The following is a 17,866-nucleotide window of genomic DNA, read 5'->3' on the forward strand; positions in this document are numbered from 1 at the left end:
TTTAATTCTTTGTATGTTTAGATTTTATTAACAGCTGGCAGAGAGTAACTGACAGCTGTTTTTATGTTTATGCCAACCATTGTTGATGTAATTTTTCACTATCTCCTAAATAGTTTAATAACCACTTTATTGCCGGTGGTAGAACACCATCACGCCACGCTAAGCAACAAGGGCTATTATCTTGAGCACCAAAAGCTAACGTTTTCTTTACTAATAGTCCTTGTTTGATTAATGGCGTTGCACGATGCGTAGGCATTAATCCAACTCCTAATCCTGCGATAAAAATCTGTTCTGCACTATGCCAGTTAGGCACTACTAACCGACGTTGGTTATTGAGTAGCCAGGTGGTACGCTTTGGCAATATGCGCGAAGTGTCTTCTAAACAGATACTTGGATAGGTAATTAGTTGTTGTTCGGTCAAGGCTTCGTTTTGCTTTGCTAAAGGGTGATTTTTACTGACGACAAAGTCCCATGATAACTCCCCCATACTCCGGTAAGCCACACCGCCATCAATCGGTACTGCAGAAGTTGCACCAATGGCGATATCAGCACGGCCATCAACCAATGCATCCCAAACACCATTAAACACTTCCATGGTGAGTAATAATTCAATATCTGGGAATTGCTGATAAAAATCTGCAACCAGTTGATTTACCGACGCCTCCCTTACAACATTGTCTAGTGCTATAGAAACACTACTTTGCCAGCCATTAGCAACTCGCTGTGTTTGTACTTTCACTTCCGACATCTGTTTAAGTAGCAAACGTGTTTGTGAGACAAAGTACTCACCCGCAGGTGTGAGCTGTACTTTTCGGTGTAGGCGCTTAAACAGCAATACGTCTAATTTATTTTCAATTAATTTCACCGTGTAGCTGATTGCACTGGGCACTTTATGCAACTCTTCCGCGGCACCAGAGAAGCTTCCGCGGCGGGCAACTGTATCGATAACAATCAAATCATGGTGAGAAAACATACACGTCAACTTTTTTGATGGTAAAGGTTAAAATATACCGTTTTAATCTCGTTTTGTACAAGAATATACTGTCGCAAATTTATTATATAGAGCACTTAAATGATTAAACAACAGGTTAAAATTCCTTATATTTGGTTATCTGGATTGAGCATGCTAGGTTTCCTTGCAACTGATATGTACCTCCCGGCTTTTGATGTATTACGCCAAAATTTAGCAACAACAAATCAGATGATCGGTTGGTCATTAAGTATCTTCCTGTTAGGTATGGCGATAGGTCAGCTTATTTATGGGCCATTAAGCGAACGACTTGGTCAAAAAAAAGTGCTTATTTCTAGCTTAGCTATTTTTAGTATTGGTACAGTTATCTGTGCAATATCGGGTAATGTAGAACAATTATTAGTAGGGCGTTTTATACAATCTTTAGGTGCTGCGGGGGCGACAGTTATTTGGCAATCTTTTGTTATCGAAAAATATGATGATAAAACTTCTCAGCATATTTTTGCTACAGTTATGCCGTTAGTCGCATTGTCTCCTGCATTAGCACCATTATTAGGCGGTTTACTTGAAGTTCAATTTGGCTGGCAGAGCATTTTTTATTGTTTACTTTTAATTGGTGTTGTTTGGGCGATCCGAAGTAGTTTAATCGATTTTAGTAGTAATAACGTTACTCAGCAAAAGGTAACTGATCAACCTTCAATCTCGATTTTAAAACAGTATGTTAGTATTTTAAAATCAAAAAAATTCAGCGGTAATATGATCATTTATGCGGCTTGTTCAGCAGCCTTTTTTGCATGGTTAACCGGGTCTCCTTTTGCAATGAGTGCAATGGGTTATTCAGGTACTGATATTGGTTTGAGTTATGTACCGCAAACTATCGCTTTTATCATTGGTGGATATACTTGTCGGACATTACTAAATCGCTATAACACTGAGCAAATACTGCCATTGTTACTGAAAACTTTCATTTTAAGTGTGATTGCAACTTTTGCAGTTGCGGTGGTAGGCACTGGTAATAGTATTGTTCCCTTGCTAATTCCGATGTGTTTTATGGCAGCAGCCAACGGTGCAATTTATCCGATTGTAGCAAATAATGCATTGGTATCTTTCAAAAGTAGCAGTGCGTCAGCATCTGGCTTATTGAACTTTTTACAGATGATGTTGTGTGTACTAGCTAGCGCAATGGTGTCACTGTTCAGTGAGTATGGTGTAATAGCCATGAGCGCAGTCATGGCATGCCAAGGGGTATTTGTTATTGTTGGTTATAGTTTGATAGCAAAAGACCGTAAAGTGATAGAATTAGAGGCTAGTGCCGCTTAATTTAGAGATTGTTTCCTAGCGTTTTTTATCGTACAGCAAAATCGCTAGGATATTTATTTTGTAACTTTTCTAAAAGCGCCTATGCCTCTTTTCACTGTTTAAAGGACCTTATCGCAAGTAATAATTTACTTTTTCTTTAACTGCTTGCGAAGTTATTAGATATTGAACATAAAAATATTCAATAAAAAAGACAACCGAAATTAATGCAGGTTGTCTTTATTTATTGCCTTTATTTTAAGCTTGGTTTTATAGGGTATATACATACCCGTTACATAGAACAAAACCAGATCTGCTATTATTTTAATTCTGTTAGCATTTCATCGCTATAAGCAAGGGTCTCTTCACCATGAATCATTTTGCTAATGTAATCTGGATTAGCAATAAACGGACGACCAATTGCAATTAGGTCAAACTTATCGTCATTAATAGCCTCTTTTGCACTTTCAAAGCTGTAACTTCCTACACCGACTAAAGTACCCTTTGAGTAACCTGCACGTAAATATTCAGACGTTGTTTTACCCTGTAATGAGTCAAAACGTGTGCTGTCATCGAAAATTCCACCGTGTAAGTAAGCTAAGTTTCTACTCTCAAGTTGCGCTAATAAGTAATCAAAAATAGCTTGATCGCGATTATCTTCGCTCATATTAAAGTACGCACCCGGCGTTAAACGTAATGCAGTACGATCGTTACCAATTGCTGCGATCACCGCATCAACTACTTGTAGTGCAAAGCGAGACATATTTTCAGGTGTTTGACCGTATTCATCGCCACGTGTATTGGCTGCATAATGTAAAAATTGGTCGATCAAATAGCCATTTGCACCATGTATTTCTACACCATCAAAACCCGCTTCTATTGCATTCTCAGCCGCTTTTGCATAATCAGCTATTAAGCCTTGAATATCTTCAATCGTCGCAGCTTTAGGCGTGATATAAGTTAGCTCACGCATGCGCGGAACAGAACCTTCAACTGCAATCGCAGAAGGGGCTAACACTTCACCATCGAAAAAGTGTGGATGTGCGACACGACCTACATGCCATATTTGCGCAAACATTTTACCGCCATTTTTATGTACGGCATCAGTGACTTTTTTCCAACCTTGAATTTGTTGTTGGGTAAATAATCCGGGAGTATTAGGGTAGCCTTGTGCATCGGGGCGAATAATAGTCGCTTCACTAATAATTAAGCCAGCATCAGCTCGACGTGCATAATAATCAACCATATCCTGTGTAGGGACTAAATCATCATCTGCCATACAACGGGTCAGTGGTGCCATTAATATTCTATTACTTAGCGTGATCGTGTCGTTTAATTTAAACGGTGAAAGTAAATCAATAGCCATTATATGTTCCCTTGTTGTAATTAGTTGTTGTTACTAATCGTTGTAATTAATTGTGTTAAACAAAATTATTTGTTGTAACCATAGTTAAGTAATGGGGATGGTTTAATGCTTATCAAGGCTTATTTGAATGATTGTTCAAATAAAATTGTAAAAATTTAAGATGTGTTTAAATAACCTGCGTAAAGCAATAAATTCGACTTATAAATAGTTGTCTTTTATTTGATTAAAAATTATAGGTTAATGTTTTTATCCTTTTAAAACAATAAGTAAGATTGCTTTTTTTGTGATCTTCTCTGCATTTGTAGATGTTAATTAAATGTAACCAAGCTTTTAATTAAAAAGTTACTACAATCAATCTAGTCGTGAGTTGTGAACCCATCTTATTAATTTATCAATTGAATATGTTTGCACTACTTTTAATATCAAATCCGTTTATTTAGATTTATTTGCAGCGGATTTTGATGCTGCCCAAGCTAGGCATTAAACGAATAAGTCTGAGCATATCGAAACAGTTGAGCTACATAAGTCAGTAAATAAGCAATTAACTAAAAGCAAGCGAGTAATTACATGCAAAATAGTTTTAAGAAAATTCCATTCAAAGCAAAAATATTAACATTAGTTGTTGCCATCATTACGATTTCAGTAATGATTTCATTCTTAAGTGCAAATTATTATATTAAAGAATACATTTATAAAAATGACACCCAGAATATTCAAGCTCAGCTTAATCTCGTTAAAGATCAGTTGATTAATGATTTTGAAAATAATGTAAAACTTGCTCGTAATAGTAATTTTAGTTTTACGGAAATACAAAAGGCGGTCGACTCCACTGGTTTTAGCAATATTATAAAATATAAGTATGGGTCGGTATTTGATAAACAAGGCAGTATTGATGAGCCGTCAAACAACGAAAAATATATCGCACAAATTGCTAATGCAAAAGATCCATTATCAATCAGTAATGTCTATTTTGAAAATCAGATCCCTTACATCAATATTACTAAAAAAGAAGCTGATGATGCCGGTGATATTTTTGTCATTGACCTTACAAAAATACGTCGTCTTTTTGAAATGTCTGCCGTAGATGGTAGTTACGTTGAATTAAAAGACTCTGTGGGCACTGTTTTATTCTCTAACAAAATAGATGGTGATTTAACGCCTATTAGCAATACCTTTAGCATTGAAGGTAACGAATGGGCGCTGACCGGTTACATCGATAATAGTTATATACAAGGTAATACCGATAACCTCAATAATTCCATTACTATCGCATTATTAATCGCTGCTGCCGTGATTATTCCACTTAGTGTCTTAGCTCTAAATATTGCCTTCCGTCCTGTTGTGACATTAAGAAATGTGATCACAGACTTAGCTAATGGCAGTGGTGATTTAACACATCGCCTGAAGGTTGAAACAAGTGATGATTTAGGTAAGATTGCTGATGGTATTAATAAATTCATAGAAAACCTACAGCTTATGATGCTCGATGTTTCTCACTCTAGTGTCAACATTAACAATCAGATAAATACCTTAGAAGACTTGACCAAGTCGAGCCATCGCTTATTGCAATCGCATAGCGAAGAGATGGAAATGGCGGTGACTTCTATTCATGAAATGAGTGCGACAGCCGATGCAGTGGCAGAAAGTGCAGCTAATGCCGCGAAACAGACAGAGGCGACCAATAGCGAAGCAGAACAATCTAAAGTAGCGGTACAACAAGCTGTTCAGAGTGTCACGGATTTAGTCGATGAGGTTGAAGATACCGGCAAGACAATTATATCAATGAGTGAAGATAGTGCTCAAATTAGTAGTGTTTTGAATGTGATTGGTGAAATTGCACAGCAAACTAATCTACTTGCATTAAATGCCGCGATAGAAGCCGCAAGAGCCGGAGAACATGGTCGTGGTTTTGCCGTGGTGGCCGATGAAGTAAGGGCACTTGCCGCGAGAACAAGACAAAGCACGATAGAAATTAATACTATGCTAGAAAAGTTAAGTGTTGGTTCTGAAGCTGCCGTAGTTAGTATGGATTCAACTAAACAAAGTTGCCTCAGTACTGCAACTACAACTTCTAAAGTCTCTTCTTCGCTTGATTTAGTGACTGAAGCTGTACTTAATATTAATGACTTAGTAGGGCAAATAGCAACGTCTGCAGAAGAGCAGAGTTCTGTGAGTGAAGAAATTAATCGTAATATGACGGCGATTCAAGGTATGGTCGATACACTCAGTGTTAATGGTAAAGAGACGGTCAATAGCACCCATCATTTAACTGAATCAAATCTACAGTTAGTGGCTATTATCAATAAATTTAAACTTAAATAATAGGACAATAACGTTGCTGGAGTGTTTAGGAAATACTTGAAGTATTGACTTAAATAGCTAAGCTTTTTTGGAATTACAGTAAAATAAAGTAATAAAACTAATTGTCATAAAAGTAAGTGTTATAAAAGTAAAATGCCGCGTTGAATATAATCCATTCAACGCGGCATTTTTATTTTCTGAGCAAGCTTTCCTGATTTTAGAAAAGCGACGCCATCTTAAAAAGGCATATTATCTTAAAAGTATGCTCTGTCAAAAAGCAGTTAATAAGTCTGCGTTAATATTAAGGCTCTTGATGAATAATGTAAGCTTTAGGGTAGTCTTTTTGAATAGTTTTTAATAAAGCTTCTGTTTTTGCTTCACTACTTAAAGGACCTATACGTAGATAATAGAGGTTATTTTTTTGTTCAAAAAAAGTCGCTACGTTATGTTTAGTTTTTAATGCGTTGGATAGTTGAGTTGCCTTTGCTGCACTTGATGTCACTAAATATTGAATGGTAAAGGTACCGTAGATACTCTCATTTTGTTGTTTGTCTAATAAGCTAGTACTTTCATCTTCAGAAAAGTGGATTAATTTAATTTCAACTTGTCCTGTACCTGCCTGAATAATATCTAGTTTTTTAGCCGCCGCGTAGGACAGGTCAATAATACGCCCTTTATGGAAAGGACCACGGTCATTCACTCGCACAATAATTTGTTTTTTATTCGCTAAGTTAGTGACTTGCACGTAACTTGGTAAAGGCAGGTTTTTGTGCGCTGCACTCATTGCAAACATGTTATAACGTTCACCATTGGAAGTGAGGTGACCATGAAACTTATTACCGTACCAAGAAGCACCGCCAGTTTCCGTTAGCTCGGTAATATCACGCCATACTTTGTAGTCGATACCACGTACGCGATAGTCTTTGTTACCACCTCGAGATTGTGGCTCATAGCGAGGATTCACATCTTCTATATGTGCTAATGGTGGAATAGCCGTAGGCGCATGATCATCACTATATTGATAGCGTTTTTGCTCACTACTACAGGCACTTAACAAAATACAGGTTAAGCTGAATAGGATTAAATTCTTCATTGTGGGGTCACCGTTTTATATTAAAGCGTTTATGAGTGTGAATAGACATTAGAATGCCAAATCCTGCCAGTAGGGTAACAATCGACGTCCCGCCAAAGCTGATCACTGGAAGTGGAACACCTACCACAGGTAATAATCCGCTCACCATACCAATATTCACAAAGATATAAACAAAAAAGGTCAGGATGATACTGCCTGCGATCAGTTTGGTAAAGGCATCTTGCGCTTGATTAGCAATCCACAGGCCACGACCAATAATCAAAATGTAAATACTCAGTAATAACAACACCCCCATAAAGCCAAACTCTTCTGAAAATACTGAGAAGATAAAGTCTGTATGTCGTTCCGGTAAAAACTCTAGTTGCGATTGTGTGCCTTCTAGCCAACCTTTTCCCCATTGTCCGCCTGAACCGATGGCAATTTTAGATTGGATAATATGGTAACCGGCACCTAAGGGATCCGCTTCTGGATTAAGTAGGGTTAATACTCGCCCGCGCTGATAATCGAGCATTAAAAAATACCATAGAATAGGAATAAATCCGATCACACCAGCCAGAGCAATAGCAATGTATAACCAAGAAATACCCGATAAAAACAGTACAAATAAACCCGAAGAGGCGACTAAGATAGAGGTACCTAAATCCGGTTGTTTAGCGATTATTAATGTCGGAATAATAACAATGATAAGGGCAACAAGGGCTTGTGTAAAACGTGTTGGAAGTGTGTGTTGGCTGACATAATACGCGACCATTAAAGGCATGATCAGTTTCATAATTTCTGAAGGTTGAAACTTAGTAAAGCCTAAATCTAGCCAACGTTGTGCGCCTTTTCCGGTATGACCTATTACCAATACGGCAATCAATAACATCACACAAATAATAAATATACCGGGTGTCCAGCGTCGATACCATTCCGGTGGTATTTGTGCAATCACAATCATCACGGTTAAAGCAATGGCGAGACGGACCAATTGACGATAGACCATTTCATAGCCGGCCACTGAATATAATACCGTTAAGCTAATACTCATTAGTGCAAATAAACCCAGCAATAGGTACGGGTCGATATGCAAACGATAAAAAATACTTTTTTGAGCTTGGGTGCTAACCATAATTATGAATCCGGTGCAGATTTAGGTGCGATTGGATGTATGTTTTTAAAATATTCATCAAATAATTCACGCGCGATAGGTGCTGCATTACTACTGCCTCCACCTGCATTTTCTAATACAACTGAGACCACAACTTCAGGTGATTCAAAGGGAGCAAAGGCAACAAACATCGCATTATCACGGTGACGTTCATTAATTTTATCGGCATCATAAACTTCATCTTCTTTGATATTGATGACCTGAGCTGTACCCGATTTACCTGCAACTGTATAAGGTGCATCACCAAAAGCACGATAAGCGGTACCAGAACGTTTACTGGTTACGCCTTGCATGGCTTTTAACGCAATATCCCAATAACGGCTACTGTGTAATTTGATGATCGGTGCGGTTTCGTACACTGGCGTTGAGGTTTCTCCCGCAGCAGTTATCGAGCGTAATACATGCGGTTTAATATTTTCTCCACGCCTTGCCAGAATAGCCGTTGCTTTTGTTAACTGAATAGGTGTAACCGTCCAGTAACCTTGTCCAATACCAATCGAGATAGTATCTCCATCGTACCAAGGTTGATTAAAGCGGCCTCGCTTCCAATCACGTGATGGCATAATTGCCTTTGTTTCTTCTGCAATATCTAAGCCGCTGTACTCACCAAAGCCAAATAAGCGCATAAAGGGCTCGATGCGGTCAATCCCTAACTTATAGGAAGTATCATAAAAGAAGGTATCACAACTTTGTTCAATAGCATGGAACACATCAACTAAACCATGCCCCCAGCGTTTCCAGTCACGAAAACGGCGTTTGGAGTTAGGTACAATCCACCAACCAGGATCTTTTATTTTAGTTTCTTCGGTGATCACTTTTTCATCTAACGCTAATAACGCCATTTGTGGTTTGATGGTCGAAGCTGGAGGGTAGCGGCCTTGAGTCGCACGGTTTATTAATGGGCGATCTCGAGAGGACAGTAAAGATTGATATTTTTTCTGGCTGATCCCTGTTACAAATAAGTTTGGATCGTAACTTGGTGCCGATACTAAACTTAATATTGCACCGGTTTTTGCTTCCATTAATACAATGCTACCGCGGTTATCACCCAATAGCTCTTGTGCTTTTAATTGTAAATTAATATCAATATTAAGGGTGATATCTTTACCCGGTGTTGGTGCTGTAAATTGCAAGGTGCGGATCACTTTACCCCAGCTATCCACTTCCACCTGGCGTTGTCCTGGCTGACCGTGCAAAATATCTTCGTAATAACGTTCGATACCTAATTTACCGATGTAGCGAGTACCTTGGTAACGTGCGCGTTCACCGCGTTGTTCAATTTTTTCTAAATCTCGAGTATTAATTTTTGCGATGTAACCTAAGACGTGTGTGAATGCATTACCAAAAGGATAATAACGTTTTAAGCTAGCTTGAATTGAAAAACCTTTAAAGAGATGTTGGTTAACGGTAAATAGTGCGACTTCTTCAGGCGTTAACTGATCGCGAATAGTGATCGCTTTAAAAGATCGTGAATAACGATTTTGGCTTTTAAATTTAACTAATTCTCTATCTGTTAAAGATAAAAGTTTGGTTAGCCGTTCAATATCTTTTGTTAAGTTATTGGTTTTATTGGCAATAACTTGCAAACTATAAACCGGTCTATTTTCAGCGAGAATAACACCGTTGCGATCGTAGATTAAACCACGATTGGGCGGCACTGTTTGTACACTGATCCTGTTGGCATTAGATCGTGTTTTGTAAGTATCGAAGGAGTTAATTTGTAGGTAATACAAATTGGAGATCAAAATACCCACTGCAAGCAGTATTGCTAAGAAAACAACTAGAGTTCTACGTAAAAAGAGGGCTGATTCAGCACTGTGGTTACGTATGCTATTACGCTTTCTCTTCAACTTTATTCCCTGTGATAAGGGTGGTTAATGGTTAGCGTGAAAGCTCGGTATAAGCTTTCAGCAACTAAGATTCTTACTAATGGATGCGGTAGGGTTAATGCAGAAAGAGACCAGCGTTGCTCTGACTGTTGAATGCATTCCGGTGCTAAACCTTCAGGCCCGCCAATTAATAGGCTAATATTTCGCCCATCGTGCTGCCACTTAGTCATTTCATTCGCTAATTGTTCTGTTGTCCACGATTTCCCTGTCACTTCTAACGTGACAATTTTATTACCTTTTGGAATCGCTTCTAAGGTTAATTCACCTTCTTTTTTCAAAATACGCTTAATGTCCGCGTTTTTTCCACGTTTACCTGCGTTAATTTCTAATAACTCAAGTTGCATCTCTTTTGGGAAACGCCGTGCATATTCAAGGTAACCTTTTTCAACCCAGTCAGGCATTTTAGTACCCACTGCAATTAGCTGAATTTTCATTACGCTGTTTCAGTCCATAGTTTTTCTAGTTGATAAAATTGACGAGTTTCATCTTGCATTACATGTGCAACCACAGTACCCATATCAATTAATACCCACTCACTACCTTCAAGGCCTTCAACGCCTAGTGGCACTTCACCCGCGTTTTTTGCTGCTAATGCAGTTTGTTCTGCAATTGAGCGTACGTGGCGTTTTGAAGTACCAGTACATATGATCAAAGTGTCAGTGACATCTGAGATACCTGCAACATCAATAGTTACGATTTCTTTTGCTTTCATGTCTTCAAGTTGATTGATGATAAAAGCTTTTAATTGTTCGTCTTGCAAAGGAATTTCCTTCCGAGTTTATTGGTTAAATTGTATTAAGCGGCGGAGTATATCACGCAACTTATTAATTGGTCGCCTTTTGAGGATAATTTCACTTTTTTATTAACCGATATAACAAATAAATAAAATACCTAGCCGAGGAAAGTGTGATTGTGATCCTCATTTTAAAAGATCCATTGCTTGCAATAATATCGCAGAATATTAGACTGGGTGTCCAAAAGTGGGAAAAAGTGTCGTTTTGTGGATCTTTTTCTTATAAAATGGATCTTTCACCCATCAATCAATGGAACTGAACCGTCATGTTGCGTGGTGCAAATGCGATCAATCTCGACACAAAAGGACGTATAGCGATCCCTACTCGGTATCGTGATTGGCTATCTGACACTTGTCAGGGGCAGTTTGTGTGCACGATTGATTTTCAAACGCAGAACTGTTTGTTGCTTTATCCATTACATGAGTGGCTATTGATTGAAAATAAATTACGTGGTTTATCAAGTACCAACCCACAGGAAAGACGTATACAGCGATTAATTTTAGGCCATGCCAGTGAATGTGAGTTAGACAAAAATGGCCGTACTTTAATTGCGCCCACCTTACGCCAGCATGCAAAGCTAGATAAAAAAATAATGTTAGTCGGACAATTAAACAAATTTGAAATTTGGGATGAGCAAGTGTGGCATCAACAAGTTCAGCAAGATCTACAAAGTGACATGTCATTAGGCATGGAATTAAGTGATTCTCTCAAGGAGTTCTCGTTCTAGATGAGTGAGCATATAACTGTATTATTAAATGAAGCCGTTGATGGACTAGCGATTAAACCCGATGGGATTTATGTCGATGGGACATTTGGACGTGGTGGACATTCACGACATATCTTATCGAAACTAGGGCCAAATGGCCGTTTAATTGCGATCGATAGAGATCCGCGTGCAATTGCTACCGCAGAAGCTTTACAAAAAGAAGATAGTCGTTTTCAAATTGTTCATGGACCTTTTTCAGGTTTGGCTGAATATATTAAAGACCTTGGCTTGGCCGGTAAGATAGACGGTGTGTTATTGGATCTTGGTGTTTCTTCGCCACAACTTGATGACGCAGAGCGCGGATTTAGTTTTATGCGCGATGGACCATTAGATATGCGCATGGACCCGACATCGGGTATTAGTGCCGCAGATTGGTTAGCAAAAGCAGATGTTGATGATATTGGCTGGGCCTTAAAAACTTTCGGTGAAGAGAAGTTTGCCTACCGCATTGCACGCGCGATTGTCGCAGATCGAGTAGAAACTCCGTTTACTCGCACATTGCAATTAGCACAGTTAATTGAGCGTTTATGTCCTAAGCGTGAAAAGAAAAAACACCCTGCAACGCGGAGTTTTCAAGGCATTCGTATTTATATCAATAGTGAATTAGAAGAGATCCATAAGGTATTAGACGGTGCTTTAGATATTTTGGCGATTGGTGGTCAACTTTCGGTGATCAGTTTCCATTCTCTGGAAGATCGTATTGTAAAACGCTTTATTCGTAAGCAGGAAAAAGGGCCTGAGTATCCGCCTGGTTTGCCTTTAACTGACGCACAAATGCAAGTGGGTAAAAACGTAAAAGCGGTGGGTAAAGCGATTAAACCAAGTGCTGAAGAAATTGCTGTCAACACACGCGCTCGTAGCTCGGTATTGCGTATTGCTGTCAAATTGAGACAGCCAGAGGTTAACTAAATGGTGGCTTCTCGTGAAAATTTATTATTACTGATATTAGCGGACTTACGTCAAAACGCGATCCTTGTGATCCTAGGAATCGTGATATTAATCAGTGCTTTGTATAATATTTACATCACTCATGAAACACGAGAATTAGTGACAAAAAAAGAATTCTTATCTCAACAAAAAGATAACTTAATGATCGAGTGGAAAAACTTGCTGATCGAAGAACATACACTCGATGAACATAGTCGCATTCGTTCAGTTGCAACCAAACAGTTATCAATGTCGCAACCAACCAAACAAAATAGTGTATTAGTGGAAATTCGATGAATAAAAGACGGACGACATCAAGGGCAAAGGGAAGCTCACAAACAAGAAAGAAAAAAATCTACCTGAGTTATTCCTCGGGTAGATATGTTTTTGTTGCTGTGACTATTTCATTAATTGCATTAGCCTTAATCTCACGCCTTGCCTTTATACAAATCTTAGAACCTGAGTATTTAACCAATGAAGCTGACAAACGTAGTTTGCGTGTCACTAAATCCGTGGTGCATCGAGGTAATATTGAAGATCGTAATGGTGAAGAGTTAGCGATCAGTGTACCTGCATTTGCTATTTGGGTTGACCCTAAAGAGGTTAAAAAACATTTTGCTTTCACCCTTGAAGAGTGGGCTGATAGTGTTGTTGTCAATCCCAAAACAGGGTTAGAGCGACATACCAAAAAATACTTTTATGAATCAAAAAAATGGTCTGCGTTAGCCGAAGTATTAGGCATTGAACGTGAAGCTATTGCTAAAATAATTCAACGACCTAAGGCACGTTTTGCTTATTTAAAACGTCAAGTTAACGATCCTATGGTGCAATATGTTAAGCAGTTAAAACTGTCGGGGATTGCTAGCCAATTAGAGTCTCATCGTTTTTATCCTACCGGTGAAATTAATGCCAATATCTTAGGGTTAACTGATTTAGATGCACAAGGTATTGAAGGTATTGAAAAAAGTTATAATGATTACTTACAAGGACAAACCGGTAAAAAACGTGTTCGTAAAGACCGTTTAGGTAATGTTATTGATAATATTGAAGTACTTAAAGAGAAAAAGTTAGCTGGCAATTTACAGCTTACTATTGATCAGCGTATTCAAGCTGTTGCTTATACTGAATTGAAACGTTCAATTAAAATGAATAACGCAACTTCAGGTTCTATTGTGGTGTTAGATGTTCACACCGGTGAAATCTATGCGATGGCCAATTACCCCTCATTTAATCCAAACGATCGTACTCAATACCAAGCTTACAAATTACGTAACCGAGCGATTACTGATACCTTTGAACCAGGCTCAACGGTTAAACCTTTAGTGGTTGCTAGTGCATTGATACACCATAAAACCGATGTTGATGAAGTGATTGATACTTCTCCTGGTTGGATGACCATTGGTGGTCGTCGCGTTCGCGATGGTCGCAACTACGGAAAAATGGATTTGGCTAAAATTTTGAAAAAGTCCAGTAATATTGGGGTAAGTAAATTAGCCTTACGTTTAAAACCAGAGCAATTGCAGCAAACTTTTGCTGATTTTGGTTTTGGTAATGATACTGGTATTGCTTTGATTGGTGAAAGTGTTGGGCGTTTACCTATTCGCCATCGTTGGTCTGATTTTGAATTAGCCACTATGTCCTTTGGATATGGTATTACCTCGACAACGCTACAGCTTGCTAAAGCTTATGCCATCTTAGGTAGTGGTGGTATGCAATATCCTTTGTCTATTATCAAAGGTCCAGAATATCCAGGCGAACAAGTTATTCCTAAAAATATTGCGCTTGAAGTCGTTGCAATGATGGAAGGGGTTAGTGAACCTGGCGGTACCGCAAAAAAAGCCAAAGTTGAAGGTTATCGTATAGCCGGTAAAACTGGGACTTCTCGAAAAGCTGAAGCAGGTGGTTACGGTGATGATTATGTTGCTGTCTTTGCAGGAGTTGCACCGGCTAGTCGTCCTCGTTTTGCAATTGCTGTGATGATTAATGAACCACAGGGTGATCGTTACTATGCCGGCGATGTGGCTGCGCCTGTATTTTCTGCCGTGATGAAAAGTACTTTGTTATTAACACATGTATTACCCGATGGTGGAGATCAAAGTTACACCTATTTGGAGGCTAAATAATGGTTAAAGAAACGCAACCGGTGCCAGCAAAGAATGTAAAAAGTGTGCTTAATCAACACCAAGATAATATCGACATTACTTGGTTGCTAGCGCCTTGGTTAACTGTTTCATTAACTCAGTCTTTATCTGGCATGACCTTAGATAGTCGTGAAGTTCAGCAAGGTGACTTATTTGTTGCTTTGCAAGGGGCAATTAATGATGGCCGCAGGTTTATCAATAATGCCATTAATGCTGGTGCTGCAGTGGTGCTTGCTGAAACTACCGATAAAACAGCCAATGGCCACATCCGCTTTGAAGCAACGACGCCTGTCATAAATATTTATCAACTAGGCAAACATCTTAGTGCATTAGCTATGCGCTTTTACTTTCCTCAACAAAATCTACATGCGGTTACGGCTATTACTGGTACGAACGGTAAAACCACCATTGCTAGTTTGCTAGCAAATAGCTATATGCTATTGAATCAGCAAAGTGCGCAAATGGGGACCATAGGTAATGGTTTATATGGAAAGTTAACAAGCAGTTTAAATACTACTTTAGATGCCATTTCAGTTTGCCGTGAATTGCAACATTATCAATCCCAAGGTGCCAAACATACAATTATGGAAGTGTCTTCACATGGTTTGGTACAAAGACGTGTCGCTGCTATCCCTTTTGAAACCGCTATTTTTACTAACTTAACGCGCGATCACCTTGATTATCACGGTACGTTAGAAGCTTATGCTCTCGCTAAAAAGACATTATTTACTGAGTTCCCTCTGCAACATCGTATTATTAATGCCGACGATGCAGTAGGACAAGCTTGGTTAAAAGAATTCCCAAAGGCCATTGCTTATGGCGTGAATGCGCAGCAATATTTTTCAAATCGACCTTTCTTCAGCATTAAAAAAGTACAGTACCTCGCGCAGGGAATTAGTTTTGAATTTGCCTCTAGTTGGGGTGATGGTGTTATCAATGCTCCGTTTTATGGTGACTTTAATGTTTCAAACATTGCCGCAGTCTGTTGTGCGTTACTGGCGGATGGTTTTTCGATTAAACAAATTGCAGACGTGATAGCTAAGTTAACTGTTGTGCCTGGAAGAATGGAGCAATACTTTTTTGCGCAACAACAGGTCACGTTTGTGGTTGATTACGCTCATACGCCTGATGCTTTGCTGAATGCTTTAAAAGCGTTGCAAAATCATAAACAAAAGGGGCGTATTATCGCTGTCTTTGGTTGTGGTGGTGATCGTGATAAAGGTAAACGACCTGAAATGGCTAAAATGGCGGAGCAAGGTGCAGACCAAGTGGTGATTGTTGATGACAACCCACGGAGTGAAAATGCCCAGCAAATTGTTGAAGATATTAAAAAAGGCCTAACTCAACCTGAGTTAGCCTTGGTGATACATGATCGTAAGCAAGCCATTCTACATTTACTACAATCAGCACAAGCTAACGATATTATTTTAATGGCTGGAAAAGGGCATGAAGATTATCAAATCTTTGGTGATAAAAAAGTGCATTATAGCGATCGAGAGTGTTTGAGCGACTTGATTGAGAACAAAGATAAACAGCAGGAACAAAGCGTATGATACCAATCACCGTAGAACAGTTATGTGAAGCGACTGATGGTCAGCTTAATTTAGATAGCCTTAATTTAAATAGTATTAATGTAGATAATCAGAAATCAGATAATCTGACTTTAGCGCAAATTAATTCTGTTGTGATTAATAATGTCAGTACTGATACTCGAACTATCAGTGAAAATGACCTGTTTATTGCATTAAAAGGCCCAACTTTTGATGCGCATAACATGCTACAAAGCGCCATTGATAAAGGTGCCGCAGTCCTATTAGTTGAAAAGAGCTGGGTTGAAAAAAACAGGGGTGAAAAAAACTCGGTTAAAAATAGTTGCAGTGAAAACAACAGCTTAACTTTTTCTGATGATTGCATTGTGGTGATGGTTGCAGATACAAGAATTGCATTAGGTTTATTAGGACGTTATATCAAGCAGCAAATAAAAGGCCTTAAGTGTGCTGCGATAACGGGTAGTAACGGCAAAACCACCTGTAAAGAATTATTGAGTGCCATATTATCCGCACATAACGGGAACTCGGACAAAGTATTAGCGACTGCCGGTAATTTTAATAATGATATAGGTTTGCCATTAACGCTATTGAGATTACAAGCACAACATCAATTTGCTGTACTTGAATTAGGGGCTAATCATATTGGTGAAATCGCCTATACCTCAGCACTCGTTGAACCCGATGTGGCACTAGTAAACAACGTAATGCCTGCGCATTTAGAAGGTTTTGGCTCGTTGCAAGGTGTGGCGACTGCAAAGGCTGAAATTTGGTCTAGCTTAAATAAATCTGGTATTGCAGTAGTGAATTTAGATGCAGATTTTGCTGCAGATTTTGTGCGAAACTTAACTAATCAAGAGCAACGCTTTATTACTTTTTCAGCTGAACTTAAAAGTACAGATAGAGCAAAAAACATAGCGGAACCGGATCTATTTGCATCTGAGATTACACATAATCAACTCGGGCAAGCGAGCTTTACATTAAATCTTGCAAATACATTAATAAATAACCTCAATTGTTTGCCAAACATACGCATACAATTGAACCTTCCTGGGTTACATAATGTCAGTAATGCACTAGCAGCAAGTACCATGGCGATTGCCTTAGGATGCACCTTACAGGATATTAAACAGGGCTTGGAAACTGTCCAACAGGTAGCTGGTCGAGTGAATTGCTCTGTAGTTTCAGATCGCTTAACAGTGATTGATGATACTTATAATGCAAACTCTGCGTCGGTTAAAGCGGGTATTGATTTATTAACGCAATATGACGCGCAACAAGTGTTGGTTTGCGGTGATATGGGAGAGCTAGGCGAATTCGCGGAACAGGAACATAAAAGTATTGGTGAATATGCTCAACAACAGGGCATTCAGCAATTATTTACCGTAGGAAATTTGAGTCAACTCGCAACCCATGCGTATAATGCGGCTGCGAAAAAAACAGTGGCAGAACATTTCTCAGATAAACAACAACTTAAACAAGCTATCTGTGCTTATTTAAGTGATAAAGAATCTAAAATAGTGATGCTTATAAAAGGGTCGCGTAGTGCAAAAATGGAAGAGATCGTTGCTTTTATTAAACAAACCACTGCGTAAGACGTCTACATTAGCTGTACAACAGCTTTAT

At 38.8% G+C, this 17,866-nt stretch carries 15 protein-coding genes; 8 read left to right on the forward strand and 7 right to left on the reverse strand.

Annotated features, from left to right (window positions below; all coding sequences use genetic code 11):
- Window positions 1-67: 67 nt before the first annotated feature.
- Window positions 68-973 carry a DNA-binding transcriptional activator PunR gene (gene punR / locus MT391_RS10780; RefSeq protein WP_499497986.1) on the reverse strand — a complete coding sequence of 302 codons (906 nt, stop codon included), beginning with the start codon at window positions 971-973 and terminating at the stop codon, window positions 68-70.
- Between the two features lie 99 nt (window positions 974-1,072).
- On the opposite strand from punR, the gene punC reads away from it, so the two are divergent.
- Window positions 1,073-2,290 (forward strand): purine nucleoside transporter PunC, encoded by a 1,218-nt coding sequence (punC, locus tag MT391_RS10785; RefSeq protein WP_499497988.1) that lies wholly within the window; start codon window positions 1,073-1,075, stop codon window positions 2,288-2,290.
- Window positions 2,291-2,585: 295 nt separating this feature from the next.
- On the opposite strand, the gene MT391_RS10790 is transcribed toward punC, so the two are convergent.
- A complete protein-coding gene (locus MT391_RS10790; protein ID WP_499497989.1) occupies window positions 2,586-3,632 on the reverse strand; it encodes an alkene reductase in 1,047 nt (348 codons plus the stop codon).
- 567 nt (window positions 3,633-4,199) lie between these two features.
- Here MT391_RS10790 and MT391_RS10795 point away from each other — a divergent pair.
- Complete coding sequence (locus tag MT391_RS10795) at window positions 4,200-5,954, forward strand: methyl-accepting chemotaxis protein (protein ID WP_299663989.1); 1,755 nt, start codon at window positions 4,200-4,202, stop codon at window positions 5,952-5,954.
- A 280-nt stretch (window positions 5,955-6,234) separates the two neighbouring features.
- Here MT391_RS10795 and MT391_RS10800 read toward each other — a convergent pair whose 3' ends face one another.
- The 5 genes from MT391_RS10800 to rsfS are packed head-to-tail and all read right to left on the reverse strand — an operon-like array spanning window position 6,235 to window position 10,825.
- Window positions 6,235-7,026, reverse strand: a complete 792-nt coding sequence (locus MT391_RS10800) for a septal ring lytic transglycosylase RlpA family protein (protein WP_166369730.1) — start codon at window positions 7,024-7,026, stop codon at window positions 6,235-6,237.
- A gap of 7 nt (window positions 7,027-7,033) precedes the next feature.
- Window positions 7,034-8,137, reverse strand: a complete 1,104-nt coding sequence (rodA, locus tag MT391_RS10805) for a rod shape-determining protein RodA (protein WP_499497991.1) — start codon at window positions 8,135-8,137, stop codon at window positions 7,034-7,036.
- Between the two features lie 2 nt (window positions 8,138-8,139).
- Window positions 8,140-10,026 carry a penicillin-binding protein 2 gene (gene mrdA, locus MT391_RS10810; protein WP_499497993.1) on the reverse strand — a complete coding sequence of 629 codons (1,887 nt, stop codon included), beginning with the start codon at window positions 10,024-10,026 and terminating at the stop codon, window positions 8,140-8,142.
- A 2-nt stretch (window positions 10,027-10,028) separates the two neighbouring features.
- Window positions 10,029-10,499, reverse strand: coding sequence for a 23S rRNA (pseudouridine(1915)-N(3))-methyltransferase RlmH (gene rlmH, locus MT391_RS10815; protein ID WP_028869769.1), 471 nt, complete (start codon window positions 10,497-10,499; stop codon window positions 10,029-10,031).
- Window positions 10,499-10,825 (reverse strand): ribosome silencing factor, encoded by a 327-nt coding sequence (gene rsfS, locus MT391_RS10820; RefSeq protein ID WP_137297296.1) that lies wholly within the window; start codon window positions 10,823-10,825, stop codon window positions 10,499-10,501. The genes rlmH and rsfS overlap by 1 nt, the downstream gene beginning before the upstream one ends.
- Window positions 10,826-11,124: 299 nt before the next feature.
- Here rsfS and mraZ point away from each other — a divergent pair, with 299 nt between their 5' ends.
- The 6 genes from mraZ to MT391_RS10850 are packed head-to-tail and all read left to right on the forward strand — an operon-like array spanning window position 11,125 to window position 17,835.
- On the forward strand, window positions 11,125-11,586 hold the full coding sequence (gene mraZ / locus MT391_RS10825; RefSeq protein ID WP_028869771.1) for a division/cell wall cluster transcriptional repressor MraZ: 462 nt from the start codon (window positions 11,125-11,127) through the stop codon (window positions 11,584-11,586).
- On the forward strand, window positions 11,587-12,534 hold the full coding sequence (gene rsmH, locus MT391_RS10830) for a 16S rRNA (cytosine(1402)-N(4))-methyltransferase RsmH (protein WP_499497995.1): 948 nt from the start codon (window positions 11,587-11,589) through the stop codon (window positions 12,532-12,534).
- Entirely contained in the window at window positions 12,535-12,849 is a 315-nt protein-coding gene (gene ftsL, locus MT391_RS10835; protein ID WP_028869773.1) for a cell division protein FtsL, read from the forward strand.
- Window positions 12,846-14,675 carry a peptidoglycan D,D-transpeptidase FtsI family protein gene (locus MT391_RS10840; RefSeq protein WP_499497997.1) on the forward strand — a complete coding sequence of 610 codons (1,830 nt, stop codon included), beginning with the start codon at window positions 12,846-12,848 and terminating at the stop codon, window positions 14,673-14,675. Before ftsL ends, MT391_RS10840 begins: the two co-directional genes overlap by 4 nt.
- Window positions 14,675-16,246: a UDP-N-acetylmuramoyl-L-alanyl-D-glutamate--2,6-diaminopimelate ligase gene (murE, locus tag MT391_RS10845; RefSeq protein ID WP_499497999.1), complete on the forward strand. Its 1,572-nt coding sequence runs from the start codon at window positions 14,675-14,677 to the stop codon at window positions 16,244-16,246. The genes MT391_RS10840 and murE overlap by 1 nt, the downstream gene beginning before the upstream one ends.
- Window positions 16,243-17,835 (forward strand): UDP-N-acetylmuramoyl-tripeptide--D-alanyl-D-alanine ligase, encoded by a 1,593-nt coding sequence (locus MT391_RS10850; protein ID WP_499498001.1) that lies wholly within the window; start codon window positions 16,243-16,245, stop codon window positions 17,833-17,835. The genes murE and MT391_RS10850 overlap by 4 nt, the downstream gene beginning before the upstream one ends.
- Window positions 17,836-17,866: the final 31 nt, after the last annotated feature.

The organism is Vibrio sp. 1-Bac 57 (genome assembly GCF_037546855.1).
In the GTDB taxonomy this organism is placed as follows: Bacteria; Pseudomonadota; Gammaproteobacteria; order Enterobacterales; family Psychromonadaceae; genus Psychromonas.

Excerpts from the sequence above, each read along its gene's own strand:
- mraZ (WP_028869771.1), top strand. The coding sequence starts at position 11,125 with ATGTTGCGTGGTGCAAATGCGATCAATCTCGACACAAAAGGACGTATA.
- punR (WP_499497986.1), bottom strand. The coding sequence starts at position 973 with ATGTTTTCTCACCATGATTTGATTGTTATCGATACAGTTGCCCGCCGC.
- rodA (WP_499497991.1), bottom strand. The coding sequence starts at position 8,137 with ATGGTTAGCACCCAAGCTCAAAAAAGTATTTTTTATCGTTTGCATATC.
- MT391_RS10800 (WP_166369730.1), bottom strand. The coding sequence starts at position 7,026 with ATGAAGAATTTAATCCTATTCAGCTTAACCTGTATTTTGTTAAGTGCC.
- ftsL (WP_028869773.1), top strand. The coding sequence starts at position 12,535 with ATGGTGGCTTCTCGTGAAAATTTATTATTACTGATATTAGCGGACTTA.
- MT391_RS10790 (WP_499497989.1), bottom strand. The coding sequence starts at position 3,632 with ATGGCTATTGATTTACTTTCACCGTTTAAATTAAACGACACGATCACG.
- MT391_RS10850 (WP_499498001.1), top strand. The coding sequence starts at position 16,243 with ATGATACCAATCACCGTAGAACAGTTATGTGAAGCGACTGATGGTCAG.
- rlmH (WP_028869769.1), bottom strand. The coding sequence starts at position 10,499 with ATGAAAATTCAGCTAATTGCAGTGGGTACTAAAATGCCTGACTGGGTT.
- murE (WP_499497999.1), top strand. The coding sequence starts at position 14,675 with ATGGTTAAAGAAACGCAACCGGTGCCAGCAAAGAATGTAAAAAGTGTG.
- MT391_RS10840 (WP_499497997.1), top strand. The coding sequence starts at position 12,846 with ATGAATAAAAGACGGACGACATCAAGGGCAAAGGGAAGCTCACAAACA.
- punC (WP_499497988.1), top strand. The coding sequence starts at position 1,073 with ATGATTAAACAACAGGTTAAAATTCCTTATATTTGGTTATCTGGATTG.
- MT391_RS10795 (WP_299663989.1), top strand. The coding sequence starts at position 4,200 with ATGCAAAATAGTTTTAAGAAAATTCCATTCAAAGCAAAAATATTAACA.
- rsmH (WP_499497995.1), top strand. The coding sequence starts at position 11,587 with ATGAGTGAGCATATAACTGTATTATTAAATGAAGCCGTTGATGGACTA.